Below are 14,676 nucleotides of genomic sequence, written 5' to 3' on the forward strand. Positions count from 1 at the left end.
TCTATGGGCTCGTCATTTAGTAATGAGCAGATTGAGCACCTGCCACAGCACCAAACCGTGCAATTACAACCTTTGCCGGGAGCGGCGTTAGGCTACCGCCTAACTCGGGCCTTGTTGTGGTTAGTGGGGTTGCTCGTTGCTACAGCCGCTGTTGCCTATTTGCGACCGCTTGATTTTGCCGCTTTGCGTCCCTGGTTGCCCTACGTTCTCCCAGCTTATGCATGCCTACACATACTCTGGCAGTATCTTACTTATCGTCATAGCGGCTATGCTATTCGCGAGCATGATGTGATGTATCAACGGGGGGTTATTTGGCGAACAACCACCCTACTTCCTTTTGCTCGTATTCAGCACAGTGAAATTCATCATGGGCCACTTGAGCGGCTCTGGTCTGTAAGTACCTTGCAGTTATTTAGTGCCGGTGGTTTTGCTGCCGACCTAACCATGAGTGGACTGCATCATCAACAAAACCAAGCCCTGCGCGACGTTATACAGCAGTACCACAACGATGAGCAATAATAGTAGTAATACAGCTGAACCAGCGCAGCATTGGCAGCGCTTGAGCCCATGGGCGATTCTTTATTTCATTGTGAATACCGGTTACCGACTTATCGCTGATGGCTTCTTAAATATGTTGCCGGTCTTGGTGCTCTTTGTTGTAAATGTTGAACGTAAAATATTTTGGGCAACATGGGGTGGAGGAATTGCGCTGCTGGCATTAGTTGCGTACGGCTGTGCTTATTACGCAACATTTCGTTTTCGGGTGCAAGGCGATGCTCAAGTGTTGCTTCATAAAGGTGTGTTTACCAAAGAGCGTCTGGCGTTACGTTTTACACGGGTGCAAAATATTAACCTTGCCACGCCTTTTTACTTTGCCCCCCTCGGAAGAACAAACTGTCAGTTTGACGCCGCTGGTAGCAGTGACAAAGAGATAGTCTTACCCGCTTTGAGTAATGCCCATGCGCAGCAACTACGTCGCTTTATTTTAGCGTCGAAGCAGCGCAGTGATGAAGTGGAGGCTGATACAGAGCAAGAGGCTCAAGTAGCAACCTCGGCTGATTTAGCCTTGCCGAACCATGAAGTGGCTAAATATGGGTTAATGTCGAATATGGCATTGCTGGCGCTAGCGGCCCTCATGCCTATTGTGAATATGGTCGATGGACTCTTTGAGCAAGTGGTGATCGCTAATTTAGATGCCTTTTTCAATGCTCACGACCCCTTGGCTGCATACGCTGAAGAGTTAACCCTGATCACTTTGCTTATCGCCGCAGTGATACTTACTGTCGGTGGTTCAGTGATCATGGCGTTATTACGGTTTTATAATTTTGAACTTTTTATCGAGCAGGCCCGTTTTCGTCGAGTTGCTGGGTTGTTAGAGCGCCAGCAACTCAGTATGCGTTTTACCAAGGTGCAAAGCGCGACCATTAAGCAAAACTGGGTCGCGGTATTATTGCGCCGTTATACCCTGAGTTTTGCGCAAGTGGCTACCTTCGGCCCGAAACATCAGCAGGATAAGCAATCGCTGTTATTGCCGGTGTTAACGCATGCGCAGATGACCCAGATGATGGCAACGATGTTTCCTTGGTTTGCTAACTATGACAGTGATTTGCAGCCGGTATCTCGGCGCTACTTTCGGCATCGCGTCGGTTTATTGGCCGCATTGCCGTTAGCTACAGTGAGTTGTTCATTGGCGGCTTTTATGCATTGGGCGTTCATTGCGTTGACGCTATTAATACTGCCTTTAGCGCTTTACCATTATTGTATATACAAGCGTCTTGGCTGGCAGTTAGTCAGTCATCAAGGGCAGGAGTTTTTAATCCATCGCAGTGGCCTAATTGGCAGTGTGCTCACGGTGTGTGAGCTCTTTAAAGCGCAGCAGGTCAGCGTGGTGCAAACAACATTAATGGCCAAAGCTCAGGTCGCAACCATTAGTATTCAGTTTGCTTCAAAGCGTCTCACCTTGCCATTTATGCCTGAGCAGCAAGCACGGATGCTGGCCGATCGACTGTTATTTCATATCGAAACCGACCAGCGCGCTTGGTTTTAATGGCTTTTTAGCCTAGCTATAAGCCCGCTTGTGGTGTGTTTGTGTACGACGGTTACGCTTAGAAGCCTTCTTACGGCGGCTTCGCACATACCACAAGTAAAACCCTGTGCCCGCCAACCAAACTGGGCTTAAACCGATCACCGCCCAGATGATTTTGCTAATAAGACCGGCAAAATAGCCAAAGTGTAACTTGCGAAAGCTATCGATTAATTGCCACCCAAATGCTACCTCACGGATATCCCAGTTGCTCATATGGGCACCCGTGTCACGGTTATAAGTCACCATATTACCGTATTCACTGAAAAGCGGATTGCTGCTTTCGACTTCTCCCCAAAAGGTAATATGGTCATCTCCCTCATGAGGTAACGTGATAAAAGTTGGCTTAAAGCTGTCGATTTGGGTGCGACTATCGTCCATTAATGACTGCAGTGATAAGTTTGCCGAATGTTGTTTATTCATCACCACAGGGTGCTCTTCATCGGCATGTTCAATTACTTCGTGATACCACACAGCGTAGTTAAAGTAGCCCCCGGTGATCGCCAAAATAATGAGAATGGGAGAGCCAAAAACCCCCGTCATTTTATGAATGTCACTGAGCACAATTTGCAGCGTTGCTCGCCAGCGTAAAGTGAACAAACGACGCCAAAATTTGCGATAAATGATAAGTCCCGTAACCCCTAACACCAGTAAGAACAGTGCGAAGAAAAACCCCAGTACTGTTCCTGTTTGTCCTGGCAAGGAGTCCAAGTCATTGAGCATAAAGGTGTAATGTAGCTCTACCAAGAAATCGGTAATGTAATGTGTGGTGCTAACAGGTTCAGAAAGTGTCTCGCCAGTGTATTGATTGACGTGGAACTTGTACCAATCCTCGGTGCCTTTTTTGATTGTGTACACTCTATCTGCAGTGTCATTATCAAATACTTCCCACGCAGCAATAACATGTTCTGGATAACGTTGTTCGATGCGCTCGGTGAGCGCATCAAGCGACAACCGCTGTTCAGTATTGGCGACGGCAAAATGTTTTTGCGGCATTAGCCAGCCATCTATTTCGCTTTTAAACACCAAAATAGCACCAGTGATACTGATCAACAGTAGTGGCAGCATGGCAGCAAGAGCTAACCAGCTATGAATTTTAAATAGGGTTTTACGCATGGGACTAAGCGAGCTTTCTGACGGTTATGCAAATAATAACGATTATCAAAAATAATACAACCATACTCGTTAAGCGTAAACATAATCTAAAACTGTAATTATATCTTTACGTTTGCATGATGCGTTGAGTGTCGTATTGCTATTGCTTAGTAGGCTAGCATCTATACAATGCGCGCCTTCAAAAAGATGTTAATAATCATGTATTTACATTAATCATTTGTTTATTAACGGCTTGTTTTCTATTTTAACGATTAGTTTAACAAAAGAGGTTGCTTTGACTGAGTATTTGCCCATTATTTCGTCTTTTATCTTAGCTTTTAGCTTTATGCCGATGCTAAATAAAGTTCGCAAAAACCGCAGTGTTTCTGGGCTTTCTTTGCTTATGATGAGTTTTGGCGTAGCACAAAGTATTTACTTTATTGCCTTCAACCTATTTTTTGAGCGTTACTACATGGTTTTACCTTTTGTGGTGACCGGTATGCTCAGTAGCCTTATTTTGTACTATTTTCTTCGTTACGATGCGGCAGCCAAGCAGCGTAAGCAATTATTGTACATGCTACTATTCAGCGTGGCGCCGTTCTCTTTATTGGCTAGCCCTTACGTTGATGCCGATAGTCTGCTTATCGCTCTGACGTATGTTGGTCTGGTTATGAGCTCAATTCGCGTTATGCCACAAACCTATAAAACTTTGCGCAGTGGTGATGTTAGTAACTTGAGTGCGCGCTATTTTATGTTGCAGCTTTTGGCAGGGTGCTTTGGTCTGACGGCTGAACTTTATATGGCGGCGCCCAGCGTGTCGCATATTCTTAACTTTGTGATGATCTTATTGACCAATGCGGCGCAATTAGCCTGTATTCAATATTACCGTCATCGTCCTGCTATGGCATAAGTTCGAAGTAAAAAAGGCTGCCCGTATGCAGCCTTTTTCATCGTTTAAATACCCCACTTTATGCCCTCTCTTGTCGCCCTTTCAAGTCACCTAATCTCTCCATCTCGTTGATACGTATTATCGGTCATGGCTACAGGTGATGCCGTGGTGTAAAGAAACTGCAAAGTAGTAATACTTCCTTACAAATGTCACCTTACTTATACACGGCAACTTGTTAATATAACGTGAGTATAGATTTATCAAGGTAAGTGGGTATGCACAAGGTACTGAAAAAGTTGTTGGTGGCGCTGGGAGTCGTGTTAGTAACAGGGCTTGCTGGAGCCGCTGTTATGGTGTCGGCAAAGAAGCCAGATGAGACCAAGCAAGTTGATACACGCCCAGTCGTTGAGGTAGAGCAGCTTGCGGCCAACGATCATCAAGTGTTGCTATCCACATATGGTGAGGTACAGCCTCTTGAAAGCACTCAGCTTGCCGCGCAGGTTACCGGCGAGGTGGTAAGCTGGAACGAACGCTTTGTTGCAGGCGGTATTGTTGAGCGTGGTGAGCTGCTGTTCACTATTGAAAAAGATAACTATGAAGCGGCGGTATTACAAGCCGAAGCAGAGCTTGCTCGGGCCCAAGCGGCATTAATTGAAGAACAAGCACAACAAGACGTCGCCAAAGACGAAGCTGCCCGTACGCCGGGTGTAAAGCGTTCTGCATTATTCCTGCGTGAACCTCAGGTGCTCAGCGCCAAAGCTGCTGTGAAATCAGCAGAAGCAGCGTTAAAGCGTGCTCAGCGTGATTTAGACAACTGCGAAGTCCGCGCCCCCTACGATGCTTTAGTGATCAGCCGAAACGTAGGCCAAGGACAGTTCGTTTCTGTGGGTAGCCAAGTAGCTGAACTTAACAATATCGAGACGGCGGAAGTGATTGTCCCCGTGGCTGGTTTTGACAGTGCCTTTTTACCACAGCGTGTTGCCGGCACACCAGCCACCATTATCCGGGAGGGGTTAAACGGCTTCACTCGCAGTGCCGTGATCGATCGCGATTTAGGCGTGGTCGACAGCGCTACGCGTATGAGTAACTTGGTGGTGCGTGTTAACGATCCCTACGCTATGCACGGGCAATTGCCTAAGCTGAAGTTTGGCAGCTATGTGCAAGTGCAGTTCGCCGGACAAACTTTAAAAGAGATTTTCCGCCTGCCGCAAGAACTGGTGAATAACCAGACGGTGTGGGTGGTGAATAAAGACAACCTGCTGCAACCTCGACAAGTGAAAGTGGTACGTGAAGAAGAAGAGTTTTTTCTGATCAGTGGTGGCCTTGATGCTGACGACCGTGTGGTTGTCACTTTGCCTGAGTACCCGCAAGAAGGCATGGAAGTGCGTATTGCCGGAGCTGTAAATAGCTCTGAAAATAGCCCCAAGACAACGGATCAACTGTAGGAGCCGATAATGCAACAGCAAAAACAAACCGGCATTATCGCTTACTTTGCCAATAACCCTGTGGCTGCCAACTTGATGATGTTATTCATCATCATCATGGGTATTGTGAGTTACATGACCATCCAGCGGCAGATGTTTCCCAATGTTGAAGTCAACTATATCACCGTTCAGGCTAATTACCCGGGAGCCTCACCACAAGAGATTGAAGAAAGCATCCTGATCAAAATTGAAGAGTCACTTAAGGATGTCACTGAAATCGAAAAAGGGGTGTATCGTGCCTTTCGCAACTCAGGAAGCGCGCAGTTAGAGATAGACCCAGATGTTGAGCTCACCGATGTTTTAGATAAAGTTAAGCTGCGTGTTGATGGCATCGCGACCTTTCCTGCGGGAATGGAGCCTGTCACCATTAGCCAAGTAGAATTCCGCCAAGATGTCATAGGCATGTCTTTAGTGGCTGATTTACCTCTGACAGAACTCAAGCCTATAGCCAATAACATTGAGGATGAGTTACTACAGCTAAGCAATGTGTCGTTGGTGCAAAACGATGTGCCACTCGATGAGATTGCTATTGAAATCAAGCCTGATACTTTGCGCCGTTATAGCCTCACACTTAATGATGTGGCCAGTGCGGTAAGGCGTTATTCGGCTAACTTTTCCGCTGGTCAATTACGTACCGATGCCGGCATTATCTCTGTGCGTGTAGAGGCGCAGTCATACTCTGGTGAGGAGTTCCGCTCTATTCCAGTGAAAGTTGGTGCTAATGGCGCTAAGGTCTTACTGCAAGATGTGGCGGTAATAAAAGACGGTTTCACCGAGGGTGAACGTTATTTCAAGTTCAATGGTAAAAACGCCATTTACCTCAGCGTGAAAGCAACCAAAGAACAAAATATGATTCCCGTGGCCGAATCGGTTAAAGCCTATATCGACAGTAAGAATGAGTCGCTCCCCTCTGGAGTGCGTCTTGTACCCTTGATGGATATGACTTACTACCTCAATGCGCGCTTGGACATGATGCTGAAAAACTTGTTCCAAGGGGCCATTTTGGTGGCCATTATGTTGAGCTTGTTTTTACGTTTTAAATTGGCTCTGTGGGTGATGGTGGGCTTACCTGTCTGCTTCTTGGGTGCCCTGATGACCATGCCGTTATTTGGCATTAGTATCAATATCGTATCGTTATTCGCCTTTATCATGGTACTTGGAATCGTGGTGGATGATGCCATTGTCATAGGCGAAAGTGCCTATACCGAAATTGAGAGAAAAGGCGGTGGCGTTGAAAATGTGGTGCGCGGCGCTAAACGTGTCGCCACACCGGCGACCTTCGGGGTGCTTACTACGATGGCGGTATTCGCGCCGTTTACATTATCAAGTGGTCCTGAACGAGCCTTCTTCTTCGGTATCGCCGTGGTAGTGATGGCGTGTTTGGCGTTTAGCTTGATTGAATCAAAACTGATTTTACCCGCGCACATCGCTCATACTAAGTTCCCACCTATTAAAAAAGATGGGTTCAGAACGCGCTTTAACACTCGATTCTTTGCTTTCGTTAATGGCCCTTACCGACGCACGGTAGAAAAGTGCATCGAGTGGCGTTGGGTGGTGCTATTAGGTTTCATCGGTATGTTAGTGCTCAGTTTTACACTTATAGCCAGCAACCATGTGCGCATGGTTCCCACACCAAAAGTGCCGCATGACTTCCCGCAAATTAATATCGAGATGAACGACAATGCCTCGGACATGCAAACTATCCGAGCGGTGCAAAAAATTGAAGCCATGGTGCGTGAAGTTGATCGCGAAACCGAACAACAAGCTGGGCAAAAAATGGTGCGTGATTTGTTGGTGTTTAACCAAGGTCGCACGGAAGCCACAGTGTTGGCGCCACTCGTTGAAGAGGAAATTCGCCCTTATAACGCTTTTGAACTGTCGCGCCGTTGGCGCGAAGCTATGCCAGAAATAGCCGGCATTAAATCACTGACTATCCAAGATGATGTCAACGGTAACCCGGGAGGGGACGGCGAATTCGGTTACCTACTATTTGGTTCCGATATTGATACTCTTAATGCCGCTGGGCGTCAGTTTATCTCGATGCTGCAACAGCAAAAGGGGTTGTTTGATATTAGTTCAACCATCGACCCAGCAAGCAAGGAAGTGCAGCTTAGTCTCAAGCCAGTGGCCTATGACTTGGGTCTAGATTTGCAAGATATTGCTAATCAAGTTGGGGCAAGTTTCTATGGTGGTGAAGCGCAACGGGTGATCCGCAATGGTGAAGAAGTACGGGTGATGGTGCGTTACCCTAAACTCACGCGCGAGGCGTTCTCATCGTTAAAACACACCGTAGTGATGACTCCTAGCGGTCAAGAAGTTATGTTAGGTGATGTGGTTGAACTTCAAGAGCGCCCGGGTGTGAGCTATATCCGCCGTGAGGGGGGTTACCGCACCGTCTATGTGTATGGCAGCATCGATGAAGAAATGGTGGAGCCAACAGCCGTTGTTAAACGCATTAAAGAAGACCTACTGCCACAGCTAAAAGAGGACTTTCCCTCGGTTAAAACTGAGCTTGGCGGCTCCATTGAAGAGCAGCAAGCGCAGGCAAATGAGCAAATGCTGTTTTTCATTGCCGGAATGATCATTGTTTATATTCTTTTGGCTGTGCCGCTGAAGAGCTATAGCCAGCCATTCATTGTGATGTCGGTGATCCCGTTCAGCTTAACAGGGGCATTGTGGGGGCATTTTTGGTTCGGTCTTGACCTCAGTACCATGTCTTTCTTCGGCCTAATCGCCGCCGCCGGTGTGGTTATCAATGACTCATTGGTAATGACTGACTTTGTCAACCAAGCGCGTCGTGAAGGACATAGCACGGCCAGGGCAGTGGTTGAGGGTGGCTGCGCCCGTTTTCGTGCTATTACCCTGACGTCGATTACTACCTTTGCCGGTGTCCTACCCATTATGTTCGAAACCAGCCTACAAGCTAAATTCGTCATCCCTATGGCCGTAGCATTAGGCTTTGCGGTAATGTACGCAACGTTACTGACACTCATTTTAGTACCTTGCTTATATATGATACTGGCTGACGTACGCCGAGCATTTGTTAAGTTCTGGCAGTTATTCAGTCGCAGGCCAAAAGCGGCAAAGGCGTAAGCAACTAATAGAAGGGAAGGAGACTTCCCTTTTTTAGTATCAAAGTATTATATTGCTTCAATAAACCAATACTTTATTGCGCTATAGCAAAGGGTGAAAGTAGAATATTAATCTTTCAGCTGGTTAAAAATTAAGTTACCTTTAAGTTTTAATTAAGCTTTATTGGGTTGCTACCTGGTTTGTTTAGGAAAGCCAAATTGTGAGGTTTGCAATGGTGAAGTCTCTACCCGAAAGTGAATGGATCAGCGTGGGCACGCTTAGTAGCCATACCCAGTTGTTTCGTGGCGACGTGGTTGAAGTAGAAGTATACGACACCCAAGGGCTAGTCAAAGATCTCAGTTTTGTCATCAATATTGAATCGGACCAGCAAGGGGAACCTCAGAATTGGTCCCGTGAAGTGGCGCAATACATTAACACTCATATCCCTTTAATGCAGGCTGGGCGCATGACCGAGCAAGGATTGATTGTTGGCTATCGTGGTAATGAAATTTATGCCAGTAGTCGCTGTGGCATTACTGAGGTAGTCATTAATTATAACTGTGTAGCTAAAAGCCAAGATCAGGTAGGAGAAATGGCTTCCGGCTATGATCACATTTTTCCTGTTAACCACGAGTCCTATCGCGCTGGTGACCGAGTACTGCATTTAGCGACTGGTAAGGTGTACCGTTGCAAGCCTTGGCCGTATACCGAACTGTGTCGTTTGGGTGGTAAAAACCACGATCAATACGAACCAGGCGTTGGCTTAAATTGGCAAACAGCTTGGCAAGAAGTAGAGGAATAGTCGCCCTGTTGAGCAAATGATACACTGACGGCTCAGTTTCAGTGTATTGAGGTCATTTGTGCAAGCACCCATCGCCAAAAAGGTTCCCCACTTACTTTCCCACCATGGTCAGCAGCGCCAAGATGATTACTATTGGATGCGTGACGATAAGCGTGAAAACCCCGAAGTTCTAGCGCACTTAGAGGCGGAAAACCGTTATTGTCAGCAAATGCTTTCGTCAACTGCGCAGCGCCAGCAACAGCTGTTCGCCGAGCTCAAAGGGCGCATAAAGAAAGACGACAATACCGTGCCGGTCAAAGATGGCGCTTATTGGTATCACAGCGAAGTCAGTGGTGATGAAGAATACGGCCGACATTTTCGTGCCACCAGTTTTAATGGTGATAATAAAACCCTACTGTTGGATGTTAATCAGCTTGCACAAGGCCATGACTTCTATGATTTAGGTGAGGTGGCAGTGAGCCCCAATGAGCAGCTTCTTGCCTATGCCGAAGATACCTCGGGAAGACGTATCTACACCGTGGCGTTTAAGGATCTCGCCACCGGTGAGCTGCTTAGCGACACCCTCACTAACACCGAAGGCCAAGTAGTCTGGGCCAACGATAACCAAACAGTTTTTTATGTGCGTAAAGATGAACAAACACTGCTGGGTTATCAGGTGTTTCGTCATCGCTTAGGTACGGCGCAAGAGCAAGACGTGCTGGTATACGAAGAGAGTGACCGCAGCTTTTACATGGGGCTGGGCAAAAGCCGTGACGAGAGCCTGATCTTTATCGATTTAGAAGCCACAGAAACCAGCCATACCTTCGCTATTGATGCCGATAACCCGTGTGCTCCAGTAACGGAGCTACTGCCGCGCACCCAAGGGCACCTGTATGATATTGATAAGCTAGGTGAGCACTTTTATATCGTCAGCAATTGGCAGGCGAAGAACTTCCGCTTTATGCAAGCCACTGCCGCGCAATTAGCCGACTTACAGCAATGGCAAGAGCTCGTTGCCCACCGCGAGGATGTGCTGCTAGAGAGTGTCGAGCTGTTTGAGCACTACTGGTTGCTCACCGAGCGTCAGCAAGGACAGATAGGCTTTGTGGTGTACCAGCACCGCCAAGGCAAGGTGGCGGGAACGCCCATGCCACTGCAATTTGCCGACCCTTGCTACTTTGCCGGTGTGGCCATGAATCCCGAACCGAATGTGAGCAAGGCGCGGGTGTTTTATTCGAGCTTAACAACGCCCGGTAGCTTGTTTGAGTTTGATTTAGCCACGGGTGAGAAAACCTTGTTGAAGCAGCAGCAGGTGGTGGGTGAGTTTAATGCCGATGACTACGCCAGCGAACGCTTGTTTATCACTGCGCGTGACGGTGAGCAAGTGCCTGTTTCTTTGGTATACCGCCGTGATTTATTTAAAGGCGATGGCAGCAACCCGTTGTTACAGTATGGTTATGGTGCCTATGGCATTACCATCGATCCAAGCTTTTCTAGCACCATCCTGAGTTTACTCGATCGTGGCTTCGTCTATGCTATTGCGCACATTCGTGGCTCAGAGATGCTGGGCCGGCAATGGTATGAAGCAGGCAAGCTCAAACATAAGCAAAATAGCTTCAATGACTTTATTGATGTTACCGAGGCGTTGGTTGCCAAGGGTTATGGTGCTGAGGATAAAGTGTTCGCCAGCGGTGGTAGTGCCGGTGGCCTGCTGATGGGGGCGGTCATTAACCAGGCTCCGCATTTGTATCGTGCGATTGGCTGTCATGTGCCCTTCCTTGATGTGCTGACCACCATGCTGGATGAGAGCATTCCGCTGACCACCAACGAATATGATGAATGGGGTAACCCCAACGACGAGGGCGATTATCAAACCATCGCGGCTTATTCCCCGTACGATAATATCAAGGCGCAGGATTACCCCCATATTTTGGTAACCACTGGGCTGCATGATTCACAAGTGCAGTACTGGGAACCGATGAAATGGGTTGCGAAAATGCGCGAATACAAAACCGATAATCATCTATTGTTATTTAAAACCGACATGGAGTCGGGTCATGGTGGGGCTTCTGGGCGTTTCAAAAGCCTGCAAGAGAAAGCCCTTGAGTTTAACTTCTTCCTACATACTTTGGCTGAAGATGAGCATCAATAAACCTTTTTCACAGGCGTGTGAAAACAATAAAGCGCCAATATTGGCGCAATTAAAGCGTATTTTTAAAAATACTGAGCAGGTGCTTGAGATTGGCTCGGGCACTGGCCAGCATGCTGCTTATTTCGCTCCTCGATTGCCGCACTTATTGTGGCAAACCAGCGATTTACCTGCTAACCATGATGGCATCGAGCTATGGTTGCAAGAGGCACAGTGTGACACCCTGTTACCGCCATTGTCTCTCGATATCGGTGAGCCTTGGCCGGTATCGCAACCAGATGGTATGTTCACTGCCAATACCCTTCATATTGTCAGCGAAGCGCTGGTTGAGGCGTTCTTTGCAGGGGTTAGTGAGCATTTGCCAGTGCATGGTCAGTTATGTATTTACGGGCCATTTAAGTATCAAGGTCAGTTCACCAGTGCCAGCAATGCACAGTTTGATGCTATGCTCAAACAACGCGATCCACGCAGTGGTATTAGGGAGCAACAATGGCTGGTCGCCTTAGCCAAGCAAGCGGGGCTGACCTTGATTGATGATGTAGCGATGCCTGCGAATAATCAGTTACTGCACTTTGAACGGACTAAGCGCTAAGCATTGTTGTCTATACAAGTCCAGCTGCGCACTTTCGCGAGCTACAAAGTCCGTTAATGCGGCGGTGAATGGGCTGTCACAAAAGCGATGGCAGGAGTGGGTGAAAATCGGCGCAAAGCCACGGGCGATTTTATGCTCCCCTTGAGCGCCGCTATTAAAGGTTGTTAGCCCCTCGTTTATACACAATTCAATACCTTGGTAATAGCATAGTTCGAAGTGCAAGTGCTGGAATTGCTCATCGCAACCCCAATATCGGCCGTACAAAGTTTGCTGGTCGCGCAGATAAAGGCTTGCGGCGACAATGGTGCCTTGGTGCCAAGCGCTGATAATGACCAAGTGGTCAGCCATCAGCGTGAGTAGCTGGGTGAAAAAGTTTGCGCTTAAATAGCCCAGGTGGCCTGAGCGCTTGAGGTAGGTTTGCTGGTAAAAGCGGATCATTGCATGCATTAACTCGGGGCTAATTTCCCGGCCTTGATGCACTTGTACCTGCAACTGCTGCGCCGCAATCTGTGCTCGTTCTTTTAACACTTGCTTGCGCTTACGAGACTTCAGTGCGCTACAGAAGTGCTCAAAGTTGTTATAGCCATGATTGCGCCACTGAAACTGTACGGTTTGACGCTTCAGTAAAGGGGGATGTGCCAAGTGTTGGCTGACGTCGTCATTGTAAAAGTTGATATGCCATCCCGACCATTGCTGTTGCTCGGCTTCGTGATCTAGGGCGTTGGCGAGAGCGATAGCCGCTTGCTGTGGGTCAATATCATGGTAAGCGATACGCGGGCCGGTGATGGGCGTAAAGGGGATGGCGCTAAGCCATTTAGGGTAATAGTCAAAGCCGTATCGCTGATAGGCCTCGGCAATACTCCAATCAAATACATACTCACCATAAGAGTGAGACTTTATATAGCCTATACATAGGGCGACCAGCTCCTCACCTCGGTATAAACCTAGGTGGTAGGGCTGCCAGCCGGATTGTGCGCAGGCGCTCCCGGATTGCTCTAGGGCGTAAATAAACGAATATTGGCTAAAAGGGTGAGCGCTGAAAAACCGTTGCCAAGTGGGTTGTCCAACCTCGGTGACCGACGTAAAGAAGCGATGCGTCAGTGCCGCCATGTTACTGCATGACCCGAGCTAAAAACGCGCTCATATCTTGCTCTAGCTGCACATAAAACGGGTTATAGGTCAGGCGCTTGAGCGGCCGCTGCTGCGAGAGGTTAGCGGCGGTGCGCTCACCGACGATCACCTCACCCACTTTGCATTGGCGGTAGCGGGCATCATCCTCTAAATAGCTGCCGCAGTTACGATAAAGCCCTTGCCGACCATAGTACGGGTGCTGTGGCGCGTTGACCACACCAATATGAGAGATATCAATAACGTTCTCACAAGGAGGCCGTCCACGCTGACAAGAATAACTACGAATATCGATCGTGGGCCCTAACAATGCTCTGGCAGTTTGTTGTTGACCATAAAATACCAACATATCGTGCCGAGTTTGCGGACGCTTTTGCGGGTCATGCCATACCTTGAGCATATTTAAGGTCGCGCGTGCATCAATGGTGGTATCGACCTCGCTTTGAACAACAAATAATGGAATATTGGGCAGCTCGGCTTCAGTCAGCGCATCTTGATTAATACGCGACATGGCTTGATGGGCTAGGGCTGCGGCAGCGAAAGGAAAGCTTTCATATTTGGCGAAATCTATGTCGGCGTCTTTATCGATCCAGTTTACGAACGGAACCCGATCAATCCACTTTGCTAGCCAGCCATTTTTATTATGTGGTTCACTGGCGGGAGACCAAAGCATAAGGGCGCGGATATTGGCTCTATCAGGCTCGGCTACAAGCTCGGCCATGGCTAACGCCGCACCGGTTGAGTAGCCGCCAATCACCACCTGATCGAACTCGTTAGCGGCACGGTTTATGGCATAGCGAGCAAGTTGCTGCCACTGCGAAAACTCGGTGTCCTGAAGCTGAGCAGCGGCACTGCCATGGCCTGGTAACAGTACTGTCCGCACGGTGAAACCTTGGCGATAGAAATAGGCTGCGAGGCTATGATAGCTAAAAGGGGAGTCGGTAAGGCCGTGAAACAGCAACGCGACCTTGTCATTATTATGCTGACGCAGCTCAAACGGGCTGAGTAAATGATGCACCTGAGTATTGGCAGGAAGCTGTTGTTGCTGCTGCAGCAGTTGCACTGTGGCTGTGTTTACGGGGCAAGGAGTGTGGGCGCGTGGGTTGTGTGTCTTTAGCCACTGATTGGCACGGCGTAAATATGTAGCAAAGCTAGGGTTGTCGCTGATATCAACCGCAGCTTGGCCATCACCAATGGCGTAGCGGTAGCGGCCTTGTTCTTTCGCCGCCATTATGGTGTCGACATCGCTGACTATATCGAGGCAAGTTTCGCTGCTGTGGCCTACACCGCTGATCAACATCAGCATAAAAATAATGATACGCATGGGAGTACTCCATTAATCCAAGTTAGCAGCATACCAAAGCACTGTACTGACAGCTAGCTGGTAGCGCCCTGTATATACA

11 protein-coding genes are annotated in these 14,676 nt (G+C 48.2%); 8 read left to right on the top strand and 3 right to left on the bottom strand.

Annotated features, from left to right (window positions below; genetic code table 11):
* Positions 1-3: 3 nt before the first annotated feature.
* Together W04_RS12370 and W04_RS12375 are read left to right on the top strand one after the other, a co-directional pair.
* Complete coding sequence (locus tag W04_RS12370; RefSeq protein WP_022944951.1) at positions 4-519, top strand: PH domain-containing protein; 516 nt, start codon at positions 4-6, stop codon at positions 517-519.
* Positions 509-2,047 (top strand): PH domain-containing protein, encoded by a 1,539-nt coding sequence (locus tag W04_RS12375; protein ID WP_053911050.1) that lies wholly within the window; start codon positions 509-511, stop codon positions 2,045-2,047. Before W04_RS12370 ends, W04_RS12375 begins: the two co-directional genes overlap by 11 nt.
* Before the next feature lie 12 nt (positions 2,048-2,059).
* Here the strand turns inward: W04_RS12375 and W04_RS12380 are convergent, their stop codons facing one another.
* A complete protein-coding gene (locus W04_RS12380) occupies positions 2,060-3,199 on the bottom strand; it encodes a PepSY domain-containing protein (protein ID WP_053911051.1) in 1,140 nt (379 codons plus the stop codon).
* Positions 3,200-3,473: 274 nt separating this feature from the next.
* On the opposite strand from W04_RS12380, the gene W04_RS12385 reads away from it, so the two are divergent.
* The 6 genes from W04_RS12385 to W04_RS12410 all read left to right on the top strand — a co-directional run bounded on the left by W04_RS12385 (position 3,474) and on the right by W04_RS12410 (position 12,145).
* Entirely contained in the window at positions 3,474-4,088 is a 615-nt protein-coding gene (locus W04_RS12385; protein WP_040643146.1) for a PQ-loop domain-containing transporter, read from the top strand.
* 254 nt (positions 4,089-4,342) lie between these two features.
* Entirely contained in the window at positions 4,343-5,512 is a 1,170-nt protein-coding gene (locus W04_RS12390) for an efflux RND transporter periplasmic adaptor subunit (protein WP_053911052.1), read from the top strand.
* Positions 5,513-5,521: 9 nt separating this feature from the next.
* Complete coding sequence (locus W04_RS12395; RefSeq protein ID WP_053911053.1) at positions 5,522-8,644, top strand: efflux RND transporter permease subunit; 3,123 nt, start codon at positions 5,522-5,524, stop codon at positions 8,642-8,644.
* A gap of 211 nt (positions 8,645-8,855) precedes the next feature.
* On the top strand, positions 8,856-9,425 hold the full coding sequence (locus W04_RS12400) for a hypothetical protein (RefSeq protein ID WP_022944957.1): 570 nt from the start codon (positions 8,856-8,858) through the stop codon (positions 9,423-9,425).
* A gap of 58 nt (positions 9,426-9,483) precedes the next feature.
* Positions 9,484-11,556: a S9 family peptidase gene (locus W04_RS12405; protein WP_231658142.1), complete on the top strand. Its 2,073-nt coding sequence runs from the start codon at positions 9,484-9,486 to the stop codon at positions 11,554-11,556.
* Complete coding sequence (locus tag W04_RS12410; RefSeq protein ID WP_053911109.1) at positions 11,549-12,145, top strand: DUF938 domain-containing protein; 597 nt, start codon at positions 11,549-11,551, stop codon at positions 12,143-12,145. Before W04_RS12405 ends, W04_RS12410 begins: the two co-directional genes overlap by 8 nt.
* Here the strand turns inward: W04_RS12410 and W04_RS12415 are convergent.
* Positions 12,116-13,255 carry a GNAT family N-acetyltransferase gene (locus W04_RS12415; RefSeq protein ID WP_053911054.1) on the bottom strand — a complete coding sequence of 380 codons (1,140 nt, stop codon included), beginning with the start codon at positions 13,253-13,255 and terminating at the stop codon, positions 12,116-12,118. The two genes, W04_RS12410 and W04_RS12415, sit on opposite strands and share 30 nt — an antisense overlap.
* A 1-nt stretch (position 13,256) precedes the next feature.
* Positions 13,257-14,597, bottom strand: a complete 1,341-nt coding sequence (locus tag W04_RS12420) for a carboxylesterase (protein ID WP_053911055.1) — start codon at positions 14,595-14,597, stop codon at positions 13,257-13,259.
* Positions 14,598-14,676 lie beyond the last annotated feature (79 nt).

The sequence above is a fragment of the Pseudoalteromonas sp. SW0106-04 genome (genome assembly GCF_001293805.1).
In the GTDB taxonomy this organism is placed as follows: domain Bacteria; phylum Pseudomonadota; class Gammaproteobacteria; order Enterobacterales; family Alteromonadaceae; genus Pseudoalteromonas; species Pseudoalteromonas ruthenica.

What these genes read in the sequence shown, in the direction of transcription:
- W04_RS12370 (WP_022944951.1), top strand. Translation starts at nt 4, where the DNA reads ATGGGCTCGTCATTTAGTAATGAGCAGATTGAGCACCTGCCACAGCAC.
- W04_RS12375 (WP_053911050.1), top strand. Translation starts at nt 509, where the DNA reads ATGAGCAATAATAGTAGTAATACAGCTGAACCAGCGCAGCATTGGCAG.
- W04_RS12380 (WP_053911051.1), bottom strand. Translation starts at nt 3,199, where the DNA reads ATGCGTAAAACCCTATTTAAAATTCATAGCTGGTTAGCTCTTGCTGCC.
- W04_RS12390 (WP_053911052.1), top strand. Translation starts at nt 4,343, where the DNA reads ATGCACAAGGTACTGAAAAAGTTGTTGGTGGCGCTGGGAGTCGTGTTA.
- W04_RS12395 (WP_053911053.1), top strand. Translation starts at nt 5,522, where the DNA reads ATGCAACAGCAAAAACAAACCGGCATTATCGCTTACTTTGCCAATAAC.
- W04_RS12400 (WP_022944957.1), top strand. Translation starts at nt 8,856, where the DNA reads ATGGTGAAGTCTCTACCCGAAAGTGAATGGATCAGCGTGGGCACGCTT.
- W04_RS12415 (WP_053911054.1), bottom strand. Translation starts at nt 13,255, where the DNA reads ATGGCGGCACTGACGCATCGCTTCTTTACGTCGGTCACCGAGGTTGGA.
- W04_RS12420 (WP_053911055.1), bottom strand. Translation starts at nt 14,597, where the DNA reads ATGCGTATCATTATTTTTATGCTGATGTTGATCAGCGGTGTAGGCCAC.